19 protein-coding genes and 1 tRNA gene are annotated in these 21,014 nt (G+C 65.2%); 15 read left to right on the top strand and 5 right to left on the bottom strand.

Annotated features, from left to right (window positions below; all coding sequences use genetic code 11):
• Nucleotides 1-277 precede the first annotated feature (277 nt).
• From AC3A6R_RS08730 to AC3A6R_RS08695, 8 genes are all read left to right on the top strand, one after another.
• A complete protein-coding gene (locus tag AC3A6R_RS08730; protein WP_487862141.1) occupies nt 278-1,441 on the top strand; it encodes a polysaccharide biosynthesis/export family protein in 1,164 nt (387 codons plus the stop codon).
• Entirely contained in the window at nt 1,438-1,893 is a 456-nt protein-coding gene (locus AC3A6R_RS08725; protein WP_487864272.1) for a low molecular weight protein-tyrosine-phosphatase, read from the top strand. Before AC3A6R_RS08730 ends, AC3A6R_RS08725 begins: the two co-directional genes overlap by 4 nt.
• Complete coding sequence (locus AC3A6R_RS08720) at nt 1,890-4,145, top strand: polysaccharide biosynthesis tyrosine autokinase (protein ID WP_487864271.1); 2,256 nt, start codon at nt 1,890-1,892, stop codon at nt 4,143-4,145. The genes AC3A6R_RS08725 and AC3A6R_RS08720 overlap by 4 nt, the downstream gene beginning before the upstream one ends.
• A 340-nt stretch (nt 4,146-4,485) precedes the next feature.
• Nucleotides 4,486-5,199 (top strand): sugar transferase, encoded by a 714-nt coding sequence (locus AC3A6R_RS08715; RefSeq protein ID WP_487862138.1) that lies wholly within the window; start codon nt 4,486-4,488, stop codon nt 5,197-5,199.
• A gap of 21 nt (nt 5,200-5,220) precedes the next feature.
• Nucleotides 5,221-6,369, top strand: coding sequence for a polysaccharide pyruvyl transferase family protein (locus AC3A6R_RS08710; RefSeq protein WP_487862137.1), 1,149 nt, complete (start codon nt 5,221-5,223; stop codon nt 6,367-6,369).
• 14 nt (nt 6,370-6,383) lie between these two features.
• Nucleotides 6,384-7,451 (top strand): glycosyltransferase family 4 protein, encoded by a 1,068-nt coding sequence (locus AC3A6R_RS08705; protein WP_487864270.1) that lies wholly within the window; start codon nt 6,384-6,386, stop codon nt 7,449-7,451.
• Entirely contained in the window at nt 7,448-8,689 is a 1,242-nt protein-coding gene (locus AC3A6R_RS08700) for a hypothetical protein (RefSeq protein ID WP_487864269.1), read from the top strand. Before AC3A6R_RS08705 ends, AC3A6R_RS08700 begins: the two co-directional genes overlap by 4 nt.
• Nucleotides 8,686-9,909 (top strand): lipopolysaccharide biosynthesis protein, encoded by a 1,224-nt coding sequence (locus tag AC3A6R_RS08695; protein ID WP_487864268.1) that lies wholly within the window; start codon nt 8,686-8,688, stop codon nt 9,907-9,909. The genes AC3A6R_RS08700 and AC3A6R_RS08695 overlap by 4 nt, the downstream gene beginning before the upstream one ends.
• A gap of 1 nt (nt 9,910) precedes the next feature.
• Here the strand turns inward: AC3A6R_RS08695 and AC3A6R_RS08690 are convergent, their stop codons facing one another.
• From AC3A6R_RS08690 to AC3A6R_RS08675, 4 genes are all read right to left on the bottom strand, one after another.
• Nucleotides 9,911-12,955 (bottom strand): YjbH domain-containing protein, encoded by a 3,045-nt coding sequence (locus AC3A6R_RS08690; RefSeq protein ID WP_487864267.1) that lies wholly within the window; start codon nt 12,953-12,955, stop codon nt 9,911-9,913.
• Nucleotides 12,952-13,566: a YjbF family lipoprotein gene (locus tag AC3A6R_RS08685; protein ID WP_487862132.1), complete on the bottom strand. Its 615-nt coding sequence runs from the start codon at nt 13,564-13,566 to the stop codon at nt 12,952-12,954. Before AC3A6R_RS08685 ends, AC3A6R_RS08690 begins: the two co-directional genes overlap by 4 nt.
• Nucleotides 13,567-13,700: 134 nt before the next feature.
• Nucleotides 13,701-14,006, bottom strand: coding sequence for a hypothetical protein (locus AC3A6R_RS08680; RefSeq protein ID WP_487862131.1), 306 nt, complete (start codon nt 14,004-14,006; stop codon nt 13,701-13,703).
• 45 nt (nt 14,007-14,051) lie between these two features.
• Nucleotides 14,052-14,204: a hypothetical protein gene (locus AC3A6R_RS08675; RefSeq protein ID WP_487864266.1), complete on the bottom strand. Its 153-nt coding sequence runs from the start codon at nt 14,202-14,204 to the stop codon at nt 14,052-14,054.
• A gap of 101 nt (nt 14,205-14,305) precedes the next feature.
• On the opposite strand from AC3A6R_RS08675, the gene petA reads away from it, so the two are divergent.
• The 6 genes from petA to AC3A6R_RS08645 all read left to right on the top strand — a co-directional run bounded on the left by petA (nt 14,306) and on the right by AC3A6R_RS08645 (nt 18,632).
• A complete protein-coding gene (gene petA, locus AC3A6R_RS08670) occupies nt 14,306-14,923 on the top strand; it encodes a ubiquinol-cytochrome c reductase iron-sulfur subunit (RefSeq protein ID WP_487862130.1) in 618 nt (205 codons plus the stop codon).
• A gap of 14 nt (nt 14,924-14,937) precedes the next feature.
• The gene (locus tag AC3A6R_RS08665; protein WP_487864265.1) at nt 14,938-16,374 is read left to right on the top strand and encodes a cytochrome b; all 1,437 of its coding nucleotides are present in this window, start codon (nt 14,938-14,940) and stop codon (nt 16,372-16,374) included.
• A gap of 29 nt (nt 16,375-16,403) precedes the next feature.
• Nucleotides 16,404-17,177, top strand: a complete 774-nt coding sequence (locus AC3A6R_RS08660; RefSeq protein WP_487864264.1) for a cytochrome c1 — start codon at nt 16,404-16,406, stop codon at nt 17,175-17,177.
• Between the two features lie 95 nt (nt 17,178-17,272).
• Nucleotides 17,273-17,884, top strand: coding sequence for a glutathione S-transferase N-terminal domain-containing protein (locus AC3A6R_RS08655; protein WP_487862127.1), 612 nt, complete (start codon nt 17,273-17,275; stop codon nt 17,882-17,884).
• A gap of 33 nt (nt 17,885-17,917) precedes the next feature.
• Complete coding sequence (locus AC3A6R_RS08650) at nt 17,918-18,484, top strand: ClpXP protease specificity-enhancing factor (protein ID WP_487864263.1); 567 nt, start codon at nt 17,918-17,920, stop codon at nt 18,482-18,484.
• 72 nt (nt 18,485-18,556) lie between these two features.
• Nucleotides 18,557-18,632 (top strand) — tRNA-Thr (locus tag AC3A6R_RS08645).
• Between the two features lie 602 nt (nt 18,633-19,234).
• Here the strand turns inward: AC3A6R_RS08645 and AC3A6R_RS08640 are convergent.
• Nucleotides 19,235-20,245, bottom strand: coding sequence for an SDR family oxidoreductase (locus tag AC3A6R_RS08640; RefSeq protein WP_487859372.1), 1,011 nt, complete (start codon nt 20,243-20,245; stop codon nt 19,235-19,237).
• Nucleotides 20,246-20,436: 191 nt separating this feature from the next.
• On the opposite strand from AC3A6R_RS08640, the gene AC3A6R_RS08635 reads away from it, so the two are divergent.
• Entirely contained in the window at nt 20,437-21,012 is a 576-nt protein-coding gene (locus AC3A6R_RS08635) for a DUF1003 domain-containing protein (RefSeq protein ID WP_487859373.1), read from the top strand.
• The last annotated feature ends 2 nt before the right edge of the window (nt 21,013-21,014 follow it).

The following is a 21,014-nucleotide window of genomic DNA, read 5'->3' as shown; positions in this document are numbered from 1 at the left end:
AGGGGATTCCAGCCCCTTCTCCCAATGGAGGAGGGGCCTCTTTTATTGAGGTGCTAGATAACCACAGGCCGGATCAGGGTATTCCGCAGATGGAAACAAGTTTTTCATCTATTCAACGGAAAACCACTGTTGAGCGGACAGCGACAATTCGACGCGGCCTGCCTGCCGATGCGGCGCAGGCTTGCTTTGACGAACCGCGGACATAAAGACAAGGCGTAATTGCCGGTTTGGCTCGGGCCTTGCATGGGCATCGCGGTTGTTAAAACCAATTAGTGCAATGGGGATCAATTTGACACGCTTCGTGTACCCGAAGGGGTGGGGTTTTGCCCTAATGGGCGCGTTATTGCTGCAGGGCTGTGCACCGGGGTTCGGGTCGTTGGGCGCTTACGAGGCCGACCAGAGCCTGCCTCCCGAATTCCAGTACCTGCCGGCCGACGGTGCGCCGGACGGGGTGATCACGTCCATTTCGCCTGCGCTCATCCGCACGATGGCCGAGGCGGAGCCGACTTCCGTTGCGCCGGACGTGAAGGCACTGTTCGGGGAAGCTCCGGCGTACACCATCGGACCCGGCGACGTGGTCGGGGTGATCGTCTACGACCACCCGGAACTGCTGCCGAACGCGGGTGCAGTGATCACGCAGCAGGCCGACCCCACGGGCATCAGCGTGGCCCCCGGCTTCATCGTTGGCGCCACGGGCCAGATCAGCTTTCCGTACATCGGCCGCGTAAAGCTCGAGGGGCTCACCGAGATCGAAGCCTCCGACCTCATCGCTAGCCGGATCTCCGAGTACATCAAGTCGCCGCAGGTGACGGTGCGGATCCAGTCGTTCCGAAGCCGCCGCGCATTCGTGGAAGGCGAGGTGCGCAACCCCGGGCTGCAGATCTTCACCGACGTGCCGATGACGCTGGCCGAAGCCCTGAGCCGGGCCGGCGGCGTCACCGCGAATGGCGACCGGTCGTTCGTGACGCTCACGCGCGGCGACAGGACCACGCAGATCGACCTGGAGCGCCTGCAGGCGCGCGGTGCCGATGCCAGCAGGATCCCGCTGCGCAACGGTGACGTGGTGCAGGTGCGCAACCGCGACGAGAGCAAGGTGTTCGTGATGGGCGAGATCGCGCGGCCCTCGGCGCTGCGCATGTACAACGGGCGGCTCAGCCTCAACGAAGCGCTCGGCGAAGCCGGCGGTCCGAACCTGGCGTCCGCCAACACGGGCCAGATCTACGTCATCCGCAACAACGCGCGCGGCCTGCCGGCGATCTTCCATCTGAATGCACGCAACCCTGCGGCGTTGGCGCTCGCCGAGCGCTTCCCGCTGCAGCCCAAGGACGTGGTCTACATCGATTCCGTGCCGCTCGTGACCTGGAACCGCCTTGCAAGCCTGATCTTGCCGGCCGCGCAGGTCATCAACGCGGGCGACGAAGTCTGGAGCCGCCACCGATGAAATCCGTACTGACGGTCTGCATCGGCAACATCTGCCGCAGCCCCATGGCCGAAGGCCTGCTGGCGGCAGGACTGCCGCACCTGCGTGTCATGTCCGCGGGCACCGGCGCGCTCGTCGGGCGCGCCGCCGATCCGATGGCGCAGCAGCTCATGCAGGCGCGCGGCATCGACATCTCGGGCCACGTGGCGCAGCAGGCGAACCAGCTGCTGTGCCGGCAGGCCGACCTGATCCTCGTGATGGACATGGACCAGCGCCGCCACCTCGAGACGACCTACCCGTTCGTGCGCGGCAAGGTGTTCCGCATCGCCGAGGCCGCCAAGCAGGACGTCCCCGACCCCTACCGGCAGGACGAGGCGGCGTTCGCGCACGCGCTCTCGCTCATTGACGTGGGGGCCAGGACCTGGATCGACCGCATTCTGAAAATTACAACACCCGAGCAGCAACCGACATGAATGCAGCACCGCAGCAAGCCGCCCTGCCGATGCCACCGCTGGAAGAGGAGAGCGAAGGCATCAACCTGGTCGAGTACCTGGACATCCTGATCGACAACCGCTGGCTCATTGCCGGCGTCGTTGCGGTCGCGCTGTGCCTCGGTGCCGCCTATGCGCTCTTCGGCAAGCCGGTGTACGAGGCCAACCTCGCCGTGCAGGTGGAAGACTCGGGCAATTCCGCCGGTAGTTTCCTCGGCGATGCCGCCTCGTCGCTGCTGAGCGTCAAGACCCCGGCCGCCGGCGAGATCGAGATCATCCGTTCGCGCGCGATCCTCGGCCAGGCGGTGGAGAACACCAAGCTCTACATCAGCGCCCGGCCGCGCTATGCGCCGGTCGTGGGCAGCTGGCTTTCGCGGCGCGCGAGCGAGCTCTCGGACCCCGGCTTCATGGGGCTTTCGGGCTACGTGAGCGGCACCGAGCAGATCGTGGTTCCGCAGTTCGACGTGCCGGCGAGCCTGGAAGAGAAGCCCTTCTGGCTGACCGTGAAGGCGAAAAACCAGTACGAACTGAGCCATCCCGACATGGCCGCGCCGCTTGCGGGTGCGATCGGCACGCCGCTTCTGGCCGAACTCGGCGGCGCACGGCTCCGGCTGCTGGTGAGCACTGTGAACGCGAAGCCGGGTGCGCAGTTCGAGCTGGTGCGGTTCTCGAAGCAGAAGACGCTGCTGGCGCTGCAGGACAGCCTCAAGGTGGCCGAGAAGGGCAAGCAGTCGGGCGTGCTCGACGTCAGCTGGAAGAACCCCGATCCCGAGCGGCTCACGCAGGTTCTCAACGAGGTCGGCCGGCTCTACGTTCGCCAGAACATCGAGCGCAAGGCGGCTGAGGCCGAGAAGACGCTGGGTTTCCTCGACACCGCGTTGCCCCAGTTCAAGAAGCAGCTCGAGCAATCCGAAGATCTCTACAACCGCTACCGCAACGAGAATGGCACCGTGAGCCTCGACGACGAGGCGAAGAACGCGTTGTCGCAGACCGTCGAGCTGCAGGCCAAGCTGCTCGAGGCGCAGCAGAAGCGGCGCGAACTCTCGGCGCGCTTCACCGACAAGCACCCGACGCTGCAGACGCTGGACAACCAGATCGCCGCGTGGAAGGGCGAGATCGCAGGTGTCGACGTCCGTATCCGCAAGATGCCGCTGCTGCAGCAAAACACCGTGCAGATGCAGCGCGACATCAAGGTCAACACCGATCTCTACGTGTCGCTGCTCAACAGCTCGCTGCAGATGCGCCTCGCCAAGGAAGGCAAGGTCGGCAATGTGCGGCTTCTGGACGAAGCCATCGTTCCCGAGGAGCCCGTCTGGCCCAAGCGCTCGCTGATCTTCGCCGTGGCCCTGCTGTTGGGGCTCGGCGCCGGCGTAGCCGCGGCCATTGGGCGCAACGCGCTGTTCGGCGGCATCCGCAACCCAAGCGAGATCGAGTTGCAAACCGGGCTCAGCGTCTACAGCAGCATTCCGCTGAGCGGCGCCCAGCGGCTGATCGACAAGAGCATCGAGAACAGGGCGCCCGGCCTGCACGTGCTGGCGCTGCAGCAACCGGAAGACCCCGCGATCGAAAGCCTGCGCAGCCTGCGCACCGCGCTGCAGTTCACCATGCTCGAAGCTGCCAACAACCGACTGCTCATTTCCGGTGCGACCCCGGGCGTCGGGAAGACCTTCGTGTCGGTCAACTTCGCGGCCATCACCGCGGCCTCGGGCAAGAAGGTGCTGCTCATCGATGCCGACCTGCGCAAGGGCCGGGTGAACCAGTTCTTCTCGATGCCGCGGTCACCGGGCCTGTCCGAATTGATCGCCGGCACCATCACGCAGGACAAGGCGCTTCGCTCATCGGTCCAGCCGAACCTCGACGTGATCACGACCGGTGTGCTGCCGCCCAACCCGGCGGAATTGCTACTGAGCGAATCTTTTTCGCAGATTCTGCAAAAGCTCTCCCCTGATTACGACCTGGTGATCGTCGACACGGCGCCCGTGCTGGTGGCTGCGGACACCGCGTCGGTGGCGCCGCTCGCCGGCTCGCTGCTGCTCGTGGCGCGTGCTGAAAAGACCCAATTGGGCGAATTGAACGAAAGCATCCGCAGGCTGGCCCATGCCGGCTGCGCCGCCAATGGCGTCATATTGAATGCTATGGACTTATCTCGACGGCATGCCGGTAGCAGCAGCTATAAGTACGGCGGTTACCGATACACACACTATAAATACAAAAACAACAGGGATATCACCTAGTCTTAAGCTCCGTTTCTGGGAAAATTTGCCAAGAATGTGAGATTTATCACTGGACGCACTAAATAGGTGCGATGGGTTATTTGCTAATTAAAAAGCACTCGGGCGAATAGCGTATTCATTTGGTATTACTCGTCCAGATCGCTTGCCCGCGCACGGATTTTTGCGCCGCAACCTTCAGGGCTTCCGCGGTCCGGGTCGAAAAGGCTCGGGCGCCGGGCCTTCATATGCCACAGGACCCGCAAGGGGCAAGCACGCGCTTGTAAGACGAAAGGTGCTCTGCAATGAGACTTCTTCAGCTGGAAATTCGTTCGATCCTTGAATGTGAAATAGGAGCATTCCGATGACCAATTTCCGTTCGGAGGAATCGATGGTGCCCCCCGGCGACGAGGCCTTCGGGGGCATTGCGGGCGATGCGGGATGGACGAGGGTGCGTCATTCGCCCATGCTGCGCGCAGGCAAACGGACAGTGGACATTTCCGCGGCACTGTTCTTCTTCTGCGCCTTCGGCTGGCTATTTGCCATTTTGGCGGTCGGCGTGCTGATCACATCGGGCGCGCCGGTACTTTATTCGCAACCCCGCTACGGACGCGGCGGGCGGATCTTCAAGTTCTACAAATTCCGCTCGATGCTGCCGAACTCCGCGCAGATCCTGGAAGAGCATCTGAAGAACGACCCGGTGGCGCGCCAGCAATGGGCCGAATACCAGAAGCTGGAGAACGACCCGCGCATCACCCCGTTCGGCAAATTCATCCGCAAGACCAGCCTGGACGAATTGCCGCAGTTCTGGAACGTGCTGGTGGGCGACATGAGCCTTGTCGGCCCGCGCCCCTGCATGCTCGACCAGAAGAGCCTGTACGGCTCGGACTGGTCGTTCTATTGCGCCGTTCGCCCGGGCATCACCGGACTCTGGCAGGTCAGCGGCCGCAACCAGCTGAGCTACAAGGCGCGCGTCGCGCTCGACGTTGCCTACGTCGAGACGCTGTCGGTCAGCCGGGACATCGGCATCTTCATCCGGACCATCTGGGTCGTCGCCGTGGGACATGGCTCGCGCTGAGCGCTTCGCCTGATTGATGATATGAAGAAGATACTGATCTGCGCTGTGCCCTTCAGCGACAACCTCGGCGACGGCGTGATCGCGGCCTCGCTCGCGCACATCGTCGGCCTCAAATACCCACAGGCGCGGGTGGAATTCCTGGACATTGCCGGTCGGCAGGGATTTGCGGAAGAGAACCTGCGTGGCGGCGGCGCCTTTCGCGTGTTCGCGAAATTGCCGTTGCTGCTGCGGTCGCTGATCGTGTTCCTGTATTGCCTCAAGGGCTACGTTTCCTCATGGCGCAGGAATTGGGAGGCGGCCGTCGACGATGCCGACCTCGTGGTGATTGGCGGCGGCCAGCTTTTCTGCGACGTGGCGCTCAACTTTCCGGCCAAGCTGTTTTTCCTGAGCCGGCTGCTGCGCGGGAAGAGGGTGGTGGTCGCGAGCGTGGGCGTGACCGCCAGATGGACGTTCTGGGGGCAATTCCTGGTCAAGCGCTTCCTCGACAACGCAAGGCCGGTGTTCTACGCCACGCGCGACCAGGAGTCGGCCGACAACCTGCACACGTATTTCAAGGTGCCGCGGCCGCAGATCCGGGTCGTGCCCGATCCGGCATTGATCTGTGCCGACGCGTTCCCCGACGAGCTGTCGCCCGAGAAGACCTGGGACGTCGGCATCTGCGTCAGCAGCCTCGATGCGCTGGTGATGAATTCGGAATACGGCAGTGCCAATTCGACGCCGTCGGCTCGGTTCTTCTCGAGCCTGGCCGACACATTGCGCGCGCAGGGGCTGCGGGTGCTCTATTTCACCAACGGCGCGGCCGAGGACAACCGGGTGCTGGACGAAATCGTCTTGGCAGCCGGCGAGGCGAAACCAGCCTTCGTGGTGCCTCGCCATCCCGACGAACTGGTGTCGCTGATCAGCGCGTGCGCCTGCATCGTGGCCCATCGGCTGCACGCCAACATCGTGGCCTATGGCCTGCACATTCCTTCGGTCGGAATGAACTGGGACAAGAAGGTCGCGTCGTTCTTCGAACTGACGGGACGCGAGCGTCACCTCTTCGACCTGTCGCCCGAGGTGGAAAAGCTCGGGTCCTCGGTGCGGGACCTGCTGGGTGAGCGGAACCCGGCCCGGCAACGCCTCGATGCGCTCCGAAGCCAGGTCGTGGCCGGCATCCATGCACTGATCTGAATGGATGGGCCGACATGAAGATATTGCACGTCGCGGAGACGCTCAAGGGCGGCCTCGAAACCTACCTGCGGATGGTGTCGGGCTTCCAGCAGAATTCGCCCGCGATCTCCCAGGCCAAGTTCGTGCTGCCAGCGCCGGTCGACTGGCTGAGCCCGAAAGATACGCACGTCGTGCCGGCGGCGCGCAGTCCGCTGGTGCTTGCCGGCTATGCGGCCGAGATCCGCAGGATCATCCGCACGGAACGCCCGACGGTGCTGCATCTCCACAGCTCGATCGCAGGGGGCATCGTGCGCGCCATGGCGCTCGTCGGCCAGGTGCCGGCCGAGACCCGCATCGTCTACTGCTCGCATGGCTGGGCCTTCGACCAGATCGGGCCGTCGTACAAGAAGGCGATCTACCGCTGGATCGAATGGCTGCTCTCGCACTGGAGCGACGCGATCATCTGCATCAGCGACCATGAACTGCGGCTGGCCGAAAAATTCGGCATCAAGCGCTGCACCTGCATTCCGAACGGCATCGCCGCCTCGCCGGCACCGGCTGCCATCGAGGCCACGCCCCGCCAGGTTCCGTCCGAAAGGAAGATCCTGTTCGTCGGGCGGCTCGACCAGCAGAAGGGCGTCGACGCGCTGCTCGATGCCTACGTCCGCGTGCGGCCGAACTTCAAGCTGGTCGTGGTCGGCGAAGCGGTCCGCAACGACCTTCCGCTTGCCAAGCCCAACGAGGTCGAGTTCAAGGGCTGGCTCGAAAAGGAAGCGCTCGACGAGGCCTACCGTTCGTGCGAGGCGATCATCGTTCCCTCGCGCTGGGAGGGCTTCGGCCTGGTGGCCGTCGAGGCGATGGCGCGCGGCAAGCCGGTGTTTGCTTCGGCCGTGGGCGGGCTGGTCGACATCGTCGAGGACCATCGAAGCGGACGGCTGTTCGCGCTCGAGCGCATCGACGACATGCTGCGCGAGATCGACCGCCTTGCCTCGGACGATCTGGCGCGCATGGGCCGTGCCGGCCGCGCGCTGTTCGAGCAGAAATACACCGCCGACCGCATGAATGCCGCAATCGTCGACCTCTACAAGGAGTCGGTGCTTTGAAGAAGATACTTGCTTTCCTGCTGGCAACGGCGGCACTGGCCGGCCTCGGCAGCGGGGCCCAGGCGCGCGGCATCGCCGAACTGGCATCGGCATACCCCGTGGCGCTGAGCGTGCAGATCGATCCCGCGGACATCTCGGACGACGACCTGCGGGAGATCAAGGCTTCGGGCTTCGAGTTCGTGCGCTTCGGCGCGCGGCCGCCGCTCAAGAGCGTGAACCCGGCGTCGATCGACTATTCGAGCCTGATCCGCCGCGTGAAGAACGCACGGCTCGAAGCGATCGTCACGCTGTTCGGCGGGCGCGAAATCTGGGGCCAGCGGCCGGCGGACCTGCGCGGCGGCCAGCGCGAGAAGCTGTTCGCGGAGTTCGCGCGCGGCTTCATGGAGGCGCATGCGGATGACGTGGCTGTGTGGGAACTCTGGAACGAGCCCGACCACAAGACTTTTCTCAATCCGTCGCTGCATGCGGACTTCGGCGTCGCGACCGCGGCCTTCTGCAGCAGCATCTCGCAGCTGAAGACGCCGCCGAAGATCGTCATGGGCTTCGGCTTCGCCAAGCTGCCGTTCCACGCGGGCCAGGTGCCGGCGCCGATCGAGAATGCCTTCGTCTCGGCCGCCAAGTCGAACTGCCTGACGGACATCTCGATCCATCCGTACCGCTCGGTGCCCGAAACCGCCATCGCCGACTACGCCAGGCTGCGCGCCGAGCTCGACCAGCGGCAGTTGAACAAGGTGGGCATCGTGGCCTCGGAATGGGGCTATGCCTCGTACCTGCCGGTGCGCGACCGCAACGGCCAGGCCTCGCTGATCTTCCGCGAATACCTCACCAACGTGGCGGCCGGCATCAAGCTGCTGAACCTCTATGCCTGGAAGGACCGCGGCACCTCGGTCGTCGCGCGGGAAGACAACTTCGGGCTCAAGTCGAAGAGCGGCGAGAAGAAGGAGGCGTTCGGGAGCCTCACCGAGTTCCTGCGGATCGTGCGCGACGCGAGGAAGGTCTCCTACGAGGAGGCCGGAGGCGTGCACAAGCTGGTGCTGAGCCGTGGAAGCGCGCTGCTGCACGTGGTGTGGACCGAGCGCGGCGAACAGAACGTGGTCGTGCCGGCCGAGAAGGGCAGGAAATGCACGCGCGTCGAGTTCTTCCCGCAGGTGCGCCGCGGCGGCTGCGGTGCGCCGGACGAGGGCGGCTTCGCAGCCAGGGCCAGCGCCCAGCCGGTCCTGCTGTCGTTCTCGGAATGAACATCGCGGGAATTCGAAAGCGCCTGGGCCCGGTCTACGCGATTGCCGATCAGTGCATCTACAGCGCGAGCCAGCTGCTGCTGAGCTTCGCGCTCGCGCGCGCCCTGTCGCCCGCCGACTTCGGCATCGCCTCGGCCTTTCTCGCGATCGTCAGCTTCCAGTACATCCTGCACACGGCCGTGGTGCACGAGCCGATCCTGATCAAGCGCTACTACGCGAGCCGGTCGGCGGCATGGTGGAGCTGGGCGCTCGTGCTGGGCGTCTCGGTGGCGGGCTTCCTCGCGTGGCAGTTCACGAGCTTTCCCGGTCCGCTGGCCTGGGCCGGCATCGCGCTGATCGTGGGCTACGAGCTGTTCTGGACCGCGCGCAGCATGCTGCTCGTGGGACGGCGCTTTCTCGCGCTCTGCGCGTCGGGCCTCCTGGTGTGCGTCGGCTACGTGGTGGTGCTGATCGGGCTGAAGCCCGCTACATGGGCCGAGGCGCTGCTGTGGATCGCCATCGTCCAGTTGCCGTTCGCCCTGCTGATCGCCGGCAACCTGGGGCGCGTGATCGCGCCGCTGCCGGCGCCTGCCGATGCACAGGCCTTGACCATCGGCGAGGCCGCCAGCTATGGCTGGAAGGCCGGCCTTTCGCAGTGGATGAGCTGGATCATGACGGGCGGCGCGATCCTGCTGCTCGGCTCTTCGGCGGATGCCGCGCAGGGCGGGCTGCTGAAGATCTACATCACTTTCCTGCTGCCGATGCAGTACGTGCTGCTGGCGCTGGGTTACTACATCCTGCCGCGGCTCGCGGCCGGCTGGAAGACGGACGCGCGCAAGGAGGCGCACCGCCTCTTCGTCAAGTTCGTGCTGTTCGGCTTTCTCGTGGCGGCCGTCGGCGGCGTCGTGCTCGGCCTGCTCGGGCCGCACCTGGTGGTGCTGGCCTTCGGCCCGAACTACGCCGGCATGGATTTCTCGCCGTTCTTCTATGCCCCGGCCGTGTTCGGCCTCACGATGTGCCTGCGCACCGGATTCAGGGCCGCCGGACGGCCCGGCGCGCTGCTGTGGTGCTCGATCTTCGGTGCGCTGGTCTTTGCGGCCTGCATGCTCGCAACCAAGCCGCCGATCTCCTACATCCAGACCATCCATGCCATGACCGTCGGCTTCGCCTGCATGGCGGCGGCCATGATCGCCTGGCTGTTCTTCATCATGCGCGCCGGCGCCGCATCGCCGGCGCGCTGAGCTAGCGCCGCTCGAAGTTCAGGATGTTGTCGCCGGCGCGCGGCTCGCCCGTGCCCGGTGCGCGGAACTTGTAGGCGCTCGGGTCGCGCGCGGAGGTCATCTCGTAGAGCGGATGGATACGGCCCAGCCGCGCACCGCCGTCGCGCACCAGCGGCGCCCAGGCGAAGTTGGCGGTGAACTTGTTCGTGCGCGGCAGCAGTGCGTCGAACGGGATCGACAGGTAGATGCCCTTGTCGAAGCTGCCTTCGCCGAACTGCCGCGCCGAGACGTTCGTCTTCGTCGCGTAGGCGCCGAGCACCACGCCGTTGTCGAAGCGGCGGCTGATGTCGATCGTCACGCCGCGGTCGCCCGCGAGGTATTGGCCCGCGCTGACCTTCGCGAGCACGCCGTTCCAGCCTGTGTCCCAGTAGACCGTCGCATGGCCAGTGTTGACCTTGTAGTCGCGCAGTCCGAAGTCCTGCTCGAAGTCGCGTTGCCGCACATGGTTGAAGTCGACGCCGAATGCGAGCTTGCTGCGCCAGGGGCGGTAGAGCCACTCGCCGCCGACGCCGGCGAACATCGTTTCGAGCGCGCCGCCGTACACGCTGTAGTACTGGTTGTCGGTGAGCCGGCCCACATGCGTGAGCTGGAACACCGGCATGGTCAGCCGCCGCGAGGTCACGTATTCGCGCTGGAAGGTCCGCACGCGCGGCAGGTTGCTGGGCGCGGTGTAGGTGAACTTGTCGAAGTTGTCGACCAGGCGCAGGTTCAGCGCGCCGTTGACCCAGGTGCTCGGCGTGAAGCGGTACTCGGCCACGGCCTGCACACCGATCTGGTAGAGCACGAAGGCGTTCGGTCCGCCGAGGATCTGGCCCAGGCTGGGCGTGAGCCCGATAGTGAACTTGGGCGTGTCGCGCTCCCATGCGGGCAGGCGCTTGCTGCTGTCGATGTCGCCGCCGTTGTTGTCTACGGCGGCAGCGGCGGTGCGGCTTGTCACCACAGGCACGATCACGCCGGGATCGGCACCGAGCGGCGCGGGCGCGTAGTCGCGCTGGCTCGCGGCGCGTTGCTGGGCCGGGGTCTGCGCCTGGTAGTGCGCATTCACCCATTCGTCGCGGTCGACCACCTGCGCATGCATCGGCAGTCCGCGTTCCGAATAGTGCAGCACGAAATTCCGGACCGAGCCGGGCGCGTCGCGGTGCAGCACCGCGATGATCTGCTCGACGCGCGCACTGCGGTAGACGGTGGCGCTCTCGGTGATCCAGACGTGCAGCATCGCGCCCTGCGGCGCAATGCGCTGGATGGTCCAGTCGGTGCGGCGTTCGATGTCCGCTGCCGTGGCGGCCCAGCCCTGGAAGGCGGTGGGCGCGGTCGGCGAGAACTTCGGCGCGGGCGGGTCCGCCGTCTTGGGCATCTGCATCTTCGCGAGGTTGGTCTGCAGCGTGAGCCCGACCATCACCTTGTCGCCGCGCTCGAAGCCGGCCGAGAAGGTCACGCCCGGCGCGTAGCGGTACTCGAGCCCGATGTTGACCGGCGAGCGCTGCCGCTGGTTGTTGTTGAGCGGCTCGTTCTGATAGTCATTGCCTTCGTATTCGAGCTTCAGCGTCAGCGGCTCCCAGGGCGTGCGCCACTGCACGCCGCCGAACAGCGCGGCAGGTCCGCGGAAGAGCCGGCTGAAGTTAGCGCCGCCCCAGGTCGTCTGGCTCACTCGGGTCTTGAAGCGGCTGTCGAGCAGGCCGAAGGGGTTGCTGATGGTGCCGGCGTTCCCCATGTAGCCCCAACCGATGCCGAGGCTGAAGTCGAACTCGCCATAGCGCTTGTTCGCCACCAGGTACTCGGACGAGAACAGGCCGGTGCCGCCGATGTCGCGAAAACCGAGCGCCACTTCGGGCAGGTAGGCCGATTCCTTCCAGAGCCGCGCCTTCAGGTCGATGCTCTTGTCCTTGTAGCCCTGGTTGCTGAGGCCGATGCCGTAGATCCGGTTGCTGATCGAGCTGTAGCGGAAGCCCGCCTCGAGCCAGTCCAGCGGCTGGAACATCACGTTGAGCCGGGTGTACGGGGACACATGCGAGATCGACGTTCGCATGTCGCCCGCCTGGCCCATGCGTGCGGTCGGCGTCTGCAGCAGGCCGGTTTCGCCCCAGTCGTTGCCGCTGGTCTGAAGCGCTCGGTACTCGGGGGCCGGCTCGGTGAGGACGGAGATCACCGTCGAGGGCGGCGCGGCCGGAGAGTCCGGTGCGGAGGCTGCGGCCTCGGTGAGGGGCGCCTGCGCAGTGGCTTCTTCCTGCGGCGACGGCCCCTGCGTGGCCAGCAGCTTGATGATGCCCTCGGAGATGCGCCGCAGGTCGTCCATGCCGCGTGGCGCGGACCAGATCCAGGCGCCCGGCGCGGGCTCGTCCGACGGATGCGCGTTCCATGGCGACACGCCCACGCGCGCCGTGCGGCCGTCGGGCTGGGCAACCCAGGCCCAGTCGTGGTCGCCCTCGACATCGCAGGCCGCAACGTAGTCCCACGCCTTGCGGCCAGCCTCGTGCGCGACCTGGCACAGCCGGCCGTCGGGCTGCAGCACCGTCACGGTCCGCAGCGCTGGTGGCGGCGCCACCAGCTGCTGGCCGGCCGCGAGCACCGGGTCCTGGTCGGGATGCGCCTCGAGCCAGCGCGGGTCGACGATGCCGAGGGCCACGCGGCCGGTGACCGGCAGGCCCTGTAGCCGCGCGATCAGTTGCTGGTGCTGCGCCTGTTCGGCCTTCGGTGCGCGGCGGCGCGACGCTTCGAGCCGCACCAGCAGCGTGTTCTTGAGAAATTGCTGGGCCAGCCGCTCTTGCGGAACACGCCAGGCGAGTCCGGGCGATGCCGCGGCGGGCGGCTGCCGCAGCAGCCAGGCGCTCAGCCGCTCGCCGGGCCGGATGTCTGCGTCGCTCGTGGGCGAGGAGGCACTGTCGGCCGGCGCATTGGCAGGCACCTGGGCGTTTGCGGCGCAGCTTGCCGCCAATGCACAGGCGGCCATCGCAGCGCGAAGGGGCCGGGGATCCCTGGCAAGGCCACGCAGCAGAAGCGGACGGCTCATGAACCAGCGCTCGCCGCTGCGACGGGTGCTGGAGAAGAAGGCGTCCACTGCTCGAAGCTCATACACAGGTCATTGGAAATACATTGCTCGGAATAGACGACGCGCGGCGCGCCTCCCGCTTGCAGGACACCGAAGCGGGCGGCCGGGAGCGATGCGCTTGCCGGTCGCGTCGTGCTGCGCTCCTCGTACCAGCGCAGCGATGCGGCGGGCCTGCCGGCCAGCGCCGACTGGCTGGGAGCGGCGATCGGCGCCAGTGCCACCTCGTCGCGGATGCCGAAGCGGTAGCCGGGCATCATGTCGCGCTCACGCACGTAGGTTTTCGCGGCCGCGTCGCCGGACCAGGCGGGCAGCTTCGAGAAGCGCACCTCGCGCCAGTCGGTCGACAGCCCGCTCGTACCCACCAGCCGTCCGTCGAGCAGCCGCAGCACTTCGCCGCTGCCGCTGTACCAGACCTCGACCGCGCCTTCGGAGCGCTGGTCGATATAGCCCAGCGCCATGAAGACCGTCTGCGCGCCGGTCGTCACGCGCAGATAGCGGTAATTCGGATTGAAGGTGGGTTCGGAAGCGGCAGCGGACTGGCCGCCATAGAGATGCCGCGCCGTGGCCAGCATGGCCGAGGAACCGGAAGAGCAGCCGCCAATGCCCAAAAGAAATGCTGCCAGAAGACAGCATTCGACCGACCGCACGGCGAAGCCGGCGGACGGGACCTTTGGCGAGCGCCCTCCCGCAGGGAGGGCCGGCACGTTCAGTTGGTGCCGGTCGTGCCCGTGCCGGTGCCGCCGGTACCACCCGTACCGCTGCCGCCACCGCTGTTGCCACCATTGCCGCTGGCAACGGCCGCTGCGAGGCCGACGCTGGCGGCCACGCCGCCGGCTTGGGCCGCTGTGAGCTGGCCGAAGGCCGAGCTGGAGGCGCCCGAGCCGCCCCCCGGCTGAGGTGCCGGCGTCGCGACCGAAGCGGGTGCCGGCGGCGGGGTCTGCGTCTGGGCAAACGCCGAGGAGAGGCCCAGAACGGCGACAGCGGCCGCGGAAACCAATGGCTTAATTCTCATGGCGATATATCCTCTCTATAGCAATTAACAGTTGAGAGAAGACTATCAGCTGGCGAAGTGTGCCGCAACTAATTTACCTTTTATGGCGTTTGCGGGTGCAAATGGCTGTGTCGAAATGTCTTTGAAATAAATGGCTAATTCATTGTTCTTAATTGAGCCTTCTGCATGACCTGCATGACCTGCATGACCTGCATGCATGGGTTGGGGCCTGCGCGCCCGTGACCGTTGAATATGCGCTCCACAGCCCGCTACAATCGCGGGTTGACCCTGCTCCAGCGAAGAAGACTTAGAGGATCCCCATGAGTGACATGACCTCCGGCTCCCCCCGGATCGACACAAGCAAGCGGACGTGGTTGATCGCATCCAGCTGTGCCGGCGTAGCGGGAGGCGTGGCAACCGCGATTCCCTTTGTAAGCACATTCCAGCCCTCCGAGAAGGCCAAGGCCGCGGGCGCCGCCATCGAGGTCGACATCGGCGGCCTCCAGGTCGGCGAGAAGATCACCGTCGAGTGGCGCGGCAAGCCCGTCTGGATCCTCAAGCGTTCGCCTGAGCAATTGGCCGAGCTGCCCAAGCTCGATGGCCAGCTGGCGGACCCGCAGTCCAAGCGCTACCCCGACGAGTTCACCCCGGCTTACGCGCAGAACGAACACCGTTCGATCAAGCCCGATGTGCTGGTGGTGGTGGGCATCTGCACCCACCTCGGGTGCTCGCCCGTCGACCGCCTTCAGGCCGGTCCGCAGCCATCGCTGCCGAACGATTGGGAGGGTGGCTTCCTGTGCCCCTGCCATGGTTCGACCTTCGATCTCGCCGGCCGTGTCTTCAAGAACAAGCCCGCACCCGACAACCTGCCTGTGCCGCCGCACATGTACCTGTCGGACACCAAGCTCCTGATCGGTGAAGACTCCAAGAAGGCCTGAGGCAGAAGAAGAACATGGCTGAATTCCGCGAAATCTCCCCCAACGCGCCCGCGGGCGAGAAGCTCCTCAACTGGGTCGACAACCGGTTCCCGCTGACCAAGCTCTGGAACGACCAGTGGGGCAAGTACTACGCACCGAAGAACTTCAACTTCTGGTACATCTTCGGCTCGCTCGCGATGCTGGTGCTCGTCATTCAGATCGTGACCGGCATCTTCCTCGTGATGCACTACAAGCCCGACGCGAACCTCGCCTTCGCCTCGGTCGAGTACATCATGCGCGACGTCCCCTGGGGCTGGCTGATCCGTTACATCCACTCCACGGGCGCCTCGGCGTTCTTCGTCGTGGTGTACCTGCACATGTTTCGCGGCCTCATGTACGGCAGCTACCGCAAGCCGCGCGAGCTGATCTGGGTGTTCGGCTGTGCGATCTTCCTGTGCCTCATGGCCGAAGCCTTCATGGGCTACCTGTTGCCCTGGGGCCAGATGTCGTACTGGGGCGCGCAGGTGATCGTGAACCTGTTCGCGGCCATTCCGTTCATCGGCCCTGACCTGGCGCTCCTGATCCGCGGCGACTACGTGGTGAGCGATGCCACGCTGAACCGCTTCTTCAGCTTCCACGTGATCGCGGTGCCGCTGGTGCTGCTCGGCCTCGTTGTGGCCCACCTGATCGCGCTGCACGAAGTGGGTTCCAACAACCCCGACGGCATCGAGATCAAGGCCACGCGCGGACCTGATGGTCATCCGCTCGACGGCATCCCGTCGCACCCGTATTACACGGTGCACGACATCTTCGGCGTGGTGGTGTTCCTCACGATCTTCTCGGCCGTGGTTTTCTTCGCGCCGGAAGCCGGTGGGTACTTCCTCGAGTACAACAACTTCATCCCGGCCGATTCGCTCAAGACGCCGAACCACATCGCGCCGGTCTGGTACTTCACGCCGTTCTATTCGATGCTGCGTGCGACCACCGACGACATGGTCAACGTGTTCGCGCTGATCATCGGCGCGGCCGCGATCCTGAATTTCGTCAAGGGCAGGTCGGGCATGGCCCTGAAGATCGCGGTTGTCGTCGTGGCAGCCGTGGTGATCTTCCTGCTCAAGGCCTTCGACGCCAAGTTCTGGGGCGTGGTCGTGATGGGCGGCTCGGTCATCATCCTGTTCTTCCTGCCCTGGCTCGACAAGAGCGAGGTCAAGTCGATCCGCTACCGTCCGAGCTGGCACAAGTACGTGTACGCCGTCTTCGTGTTCTTCTTCCTGATCCTGGGCTACCTGGGCATCCAGGCACCAGGCGTCTGGGGCAACCTGGTCATCGGTTCGTTCGCGCTCGATATCGCGCAGACCATCTCGCAGATCGGCACGCTGTTCTACTTCGGTTTCTTCCTGCTCATGCCCTGGTGGAGCAGCAAGGGCGAGTTCAAGCCCGTGCCCGACCGCGTGACCTTCGCCGCCCATTGAGTAGCCCAAGAGAGCTCGAGAGAAACACGATGAAGAAATGCATTTCTGGCTGGATCGCGGTTGTGGGTCTGGCATTGGGCCTGAGCTTCTCCGCGGCCGCATCGGCCGCCGAGGGCGGCATTGCCTGGGACAAGGCGCCCAACAAGACCACCGACGTCGCTTCGCTGCAGAACGGCGCCAAGCTGTTCGTCAACTACTGCCTCAATTGCCACTCGGCCGCCTTCATGCGCTACAACCGCCTGCAGGACATCGGCATCAGCGAGCAGCAGATCAAGGACAACCTTCTGTTCACGACCGAGAAGGTCGGCGAGACGATGAAGGCCAACTTCGATCCGCGCCAAGCCAAGGATTGGTTCGGCACCACGCCGCCCGACCTGACGCTCGTAGCCCGCTCGCGGGCCGGCCATGGCGGCACCGGCGCCGACTACCTGTACACCTACCTGCGTACCTACTACCGCGACGACACCAAGGCCACGGGCTGGAACAACCTGGCGTTCCCGAGCGTCGCAATGCCCAACCCGCTGTGGGAACTGCAGGGCGAGCGCCGTCCGGTCTACACCAAGGTGGTGTCGCACGGCCACGAGACCGAAGTCTTCAAGGGCTGGGAGCAGGTCACGCCCGGCACCATGACCCCGCTGCAGTTCGACAATGCGGTGGGCGACCTCGTGGGCTACCTCCAATGGATGGCCGAGCCGGCGCAGAACACCCGCATCCGCATCGGCGTGTGGGTCCTGCTGTTCCTCGTCATGTCGTTGGTCTTCGTGTGGCGACTGAACGCCTCGTACTGGAAAGACGTCAAGTAGTTCCGTCCACGCCGACCGGGCGCCGCGCGCGTCCGGTCCCACAGAGTGGGTTGCGAACGCGACCCACTCTTTTTGATTTTTAGGAGTCTCTCGCCATGATGGTCTTGTATTCAGGAACGACCTGCCCCTTTTCCCACCGCTGCCGGTTCGTGTTGTTCGAAAAGGGCATGGACTTCGAGATCCGCGACGTCGACCTCTACAACAAGCCCGAAGACATCGGCGTGATGAACCCGTACGGCCAGGTGCCGATCCTGGTCGAGCGCGACCTGATCCTGTATGAGTCGAACATCATCAACGAGTACATCGACGAGCGCTTCCCGCATCCGCAGCTGATGCCCGGCGACCCGGTGGACCGCGCCCGCGTGCGGCTGTTTCTGCTCAATTTCGAGAAGGAACTGTTCGTGCATGTGGCCGCCCTCGAGAACCGCACCGCCAAGGGCAACGAGAAAGCCCTCGAGAAGGCGCGCGCGCACATCCGCGACCGCCTCACGCAGCTCGCGCCCGTGTTCCTCAAGAACAAGTACATGCTGGGCGACAACTTCTCGATGCTCGACGTCGCGATCGCGCCGCTGCTCTGGCGCCTCGACTACTACGGCATCGACCTGAGCAAGAATGCGGCGCCGCTCTTGAAGTATGCCGAGCGGATCTTCTCGCGTCCGGCCTACATCGAGGCGCTCACGCCGTCCGAAAAGGTCATGCGGAAGTAAGGTTCTCCCACGGGGCACGGTAGTAGAAATTTCATGATCAACGCGCTCGAGTCGTCCTCCACCCGCCCGTACCTGATTCGGGCGCTCTATGAATGGTGCACCGACAACGGGTTCACGCCCTATGTCGCTGTGCAGGTGGATGACACCGTGCAGGTGCCGCGCGAGTACGTGAAGAACGGCGAGATCGTGCTCAATGTGAGCTTCGACGCGACCAGCTCTCTCAAGCTGGGCAACGAGTTCATCGAGTTCAAGGCGCGTTTCGCGGGCTCGGCACGCGAGATCGTCGTGCCGGTGGGCCGCGTGATCGCCATCTATGCACGCGAGAACGGGCAGGGCATGGCTTTCCCGCCCGCCGTGCCTCTCAGCACGCAAGACGGCCAAGCGGGCGCAGAGCCGGTATTGCCAACGGCCTCGGCGCCAGCGCGCATGCCGCTGCGGGATGCGTCCCGGGGCACCGAGGGCGATGCCAACAATATCGTCCACTTGGTGTCTGGCGAAGACTCGAGCGACGCATCGGGCGTCGACGAGAACGCCCCCGACGAGCCGCCGCGCCCTCCGACCGGCGGCGGCAACCGCCCTTCGCTCAAGCGAATCAAATAGAAAAGAAGCCGGGCCGGGGGCGAATGCAACGCTCCGCAAGCCTTCGGTAGAATTCACCCACTCAGCAATCATGCCGCTTTAGCTCAATTGGTAGAGCACCCGCCTTGTAAGCGGAAGGTCGTCAGTTCGATTCCGACAAGCGGCACCATCTTCAAAGCCCGGTAGCGCCCCACAAGGCGCCTCGGGCTTTTTCTTGTTGCGCTGATTGCCCATCCACAAAAACAGGCCATCCGCTCGCTGCCGTTTCGCATCTGAAAAAGCTGCCCGTTGCCGCCGCGTCGCGTTGCCCGATGCGGCGCAAGGCATGACCGCCAGGTAACGATCATGAGGCATCGCGGCCGTAGCCCGTGGCTCTGCGTGGTTTAGGTCACGAATTCGGAAAGAAACGACGGTCGCGTCCTGCGCGTGTGCAGAACCATCATGCGGCCTAGTGACGGCAAATGGGAATCGTCACCCGCTTTGCCGCTATTTGAGAGCGTGGAAATAGCGACCGTCCGGAAGAGCAAATGGCGGATCAGTCCATCGATATGGCATTGGATGAATAAAGAACATCCAAGCCTTTGCGCAATTGCAGCCCGGAGCGTTCACCCTCAACAACAAGAAGGTCCAATGAAAGATCGGTGGGTGGCCGATCCGCAGCGCGTCGATTCCCGGGATCAAGGTGCCGATGGTCGACGCTCTGGTCACGGCGTTGAGCGTGCTCGACGCCATGACGTCGCACACTCTGCGCCGGCCGCCGCGACCGCCGGCTCACACCGCGCCGACGCTGCCCGTCACCGGCAGCACGATGCCGGTGATGTAGCCCGCGCAGCTCGGCGCGGCCAGGAACACGTAGGCCGGCGAGAGTTCCTCGGGCTGCGCCGGGCGTTGCATGTCGGTGGCCTTGCCGAAGTCCTTGATTTTTTCGGGCGGGCTGTCGGCCGGGTTCAGCGGTGTCCACACCGGCCCCGGCGCCACCGCGTTCACGCGGATGCCCTTGGGCAGCAGGTTGCTCGCGAGCGACTTGGTGAAGGCGTGGATCGCGCCCTTGGTGGTCGAATAGTCGAGCAGGTGGGCGCTGCCCTCGAGGCCCGTGACCGAGCCGGTGTTGATGATCGATGCGCCCTGGCCGAGGTGCGGCACTGCGGCGCGCACCATCTGGAAGTAGCCGAAGACGTTGGTGCGTAGCGTCATCTCGAAGCGCTCGTCGGTGATGTCCTCGATCGACTCGGCATGCAGCTGGAAGGCCGCGTTGTTCACCAGGATGTCGAGCTTGCCGAAGGCATCGACCGTCTGCGCGACCGCCTCGCGGCAGAACGCCGGGTCGCAGACATCGCCCCGAATGAGGGTGCAGCGCGTGCCTTCGGCTTCGACATGGCGCCGCGTTTCCTCGGCGTCCTCGTCCTCGTCGAGGTAGGCGATCGCCACGTCGGCACCCTCGCGGGCATAGAGCACCGCAACCGCCCGCCCGATGCCCGAGTCGCCGCCGGTGATCAGCGCGGCCATGCCCTCGAGCTTGCCGCTGCCCTTGTAGTCGGGCGCCTCGAAGCGCGGCTGCAGCGCAAGGTCCGCCTCGTTGCCGGGCTTCTTCAGGTGCTGCGCCGGCATCGGGTTGGCCGGCTGGGCGCGTTCGCCCATCTGGGCCGGCCGACTCGGCTTCTTGGCCGTGGGCTTGGCCTTGTCCTTGGCGTCTTGTGCCTGCTGGACCGCACGTTGCCGGGCGGCGGTGGAGCCGGCAGATTTCGCGGCGGATCTCCTGGCGGGGGCGGTGGTCGTCTTCATGGTGCGGGAACTCCTGCTTCGGAGATGCCACGCTAGTGCCGCGGCGGGGCGCCCGCGTAGGAATGCGTCCCGAATGCGCGCCCGTCGTGTCGCGCGACTGCACTTCGCCTGCATCGAACGACGACGCGCGCCTACGCCGGTGGACGCGCGGTTTGCGCATCTTGCAAGCTCTCGACTCCGGAGCACGGGCGATGGCGCCTGACAAGAACGACACGAACCCGCACACCACCGCACACCGCAAGAACGGTCGCCACGGGCATCCAACGATCCAGGACCTGACGCATCGCAACATCGAGGCGATCCTGGCGCTCGAAGAAGACAGCCGCCGGTCCAAGCCGCCGCTCTACCGGCTGGTCTCCCGCGTGGCGCGCTTCTGCGGCACGGTGGCCTTCCTGTGGTGGAACCTGGCATTCTTCGCCGTCTGGATCGCGCTCAACCAATGGGTCTGGCCTGTCGACCCGTATCCGTTCACCTTCCTGCTTTTCATGGTTTCGATCGAGGCGATCGTGCTTGCGATCCTGATCCTCATCAGCCAGAACATGTCGGCCGAAGAAAGCGAGCGGCGGCACCACCTCGACCTGCAGATCGACCTGCTGAACGAGCGCGAGATGACCGCGCTGCTGCGCCTCGTCACCCGCATGGCCGAGAAGATGGAACTGCCACCCGAAAGCCACGGCGAGGTCCGAGCGCTGACGGAGCGCATCGACCCCGGCAAGGTGCTGCACCAGATCGTCGAAGCCGAATCAATTCATCGCAACCGCGGTTGAGC

The sequence above is a fragment of the Variovorax sp. Soil_C_19 genome, assembly GCF_057657255.1.
This window is presented reverse-complemented; position numbering and strand designations above follow the sequence as displayed.

Coding starts and splice junctions, on each gene's coding strand:
- AC3A6R_RS08730 (WP_487862141.1), top strand. CDS start 278: ATGGGGATCAATTTGACACGCTTCGTGTACCCGAAGGGGTGGGGTTTT.
- AC3A6R_RS08725 (WP_487864272.1), top strand. CDS start 1,438: ATGAAATCCGTACTGACGGTCTGCATCGGCAACATCTGCCGCAGCCCC.
- AC3A6R_RS08720 (WP_487864271.1), top strand. CDS start 1,890: ATGAATGCAGCACCGCAGCAAGCCGCCCTGCCGATGCCACCGCTGGAA.
- AC3A6R_RS08715 (WP_487862138.1), top strand. CDS start 4,486: ATGACCAATTTCCGTTCGGAGGAATCGATGGTGCCCCCCGGCGACGAG.
- AC3A6R_RS08710 (WP_487862137.1), top strand. CDS start 5,221: ATGAAGAAGATACTGATCTGCGCTGTGCCCTTCAGCGACAACCTCGGC.
- AC3A6R_RS08705 (WP_487864270.1), top strand. CDS start 6,384: ATGAAGATATTGCACGTCGCGGAGACGCTCAAGGGCGGCCTCGAAACC.
- AC3A6R_RS08695 (WP_487864268.1), top strand. CDS start 8,686: ATGAACATCGCGGGAATTCGAAAGCGCCTGGGCCCGGTCTACGCGATT.
- AC3A6R_RS08690 (WP_487864267.1), bottom strand. CDS start 12,955: ATGAGCCGTCCGCTTCTGCTGCGTGGCCTTGCCAGGGATCCCCGGCCC.
- AC3A6R_RS08685 (WP_487862132.1), bottom strand. CDS start 13,566: ATGCTGGCCACGGCGCGGCATCTCTATGGCGGCCAGTCCGCTGCCGCT.
- AC3A6R_RS08680 (WP_487862131.1), bottom strand. CDS start 14,006: ATGAGAATTAAGCCATTGGTTTCCGCGGCCGCTGTCGCCGTTCTGGGC.
- AC3A6R_RS08675 (WP_487864266.1), bottom strand. CDS start 14,204: ATGCATGCAGGTCATGCAGGTCATGCAGGTCATGCAGAAGGCTCAATT.
- petA (WP_487862130.1), top strand. CDS start 14,306: ATGAGTGACATGACCTCCGGCTCCCCCCGGATCGACACAAGCAAGCGG.
- AC3A6R_RS08665 (WP_487864265.1), top strand. CDS start 14,938: ATGGCTGAATTCCGCGAAATCTCCCCCAACGCGCCCGCGGGCGAGAAG.
- AC3A6R_RS08660 (WP_487864264.1), top strand. CDS start 16,404: ATGAAGAAATGCATTTCTGGCTGGATCGCGGTTGTGGGTCTGGCATTG.
- AC3A6R_RS08655 (WP_487862127.1), top strand. CDS start 17,273: ATGATGGTCTTGTATTCAGGAACGACCTGCCCCTTTTCCCACCGCTGC.
- AC3A6R_RS08650 (WP_487864263.1), top strand. CDS start 17,918: ATGATCAACGCGCTCGAGTCGTCCTCCACCCGCCCGTACCTGATTCGG.
- AC3A6R_RS08640 (WP_487859372.1), bottom strand. CDS start 20,245: ATGAAGACGACCACCGCCCCCGCCAGGAGATCCGCCGCGAAATCTGCC.
- AC3A6R_RS08635 (WP_487859373.1), top strand. CDS start 20,437: ATGGCGCCTGACAAGAACGACACGAACCCGCACACCACCGCACACCGC.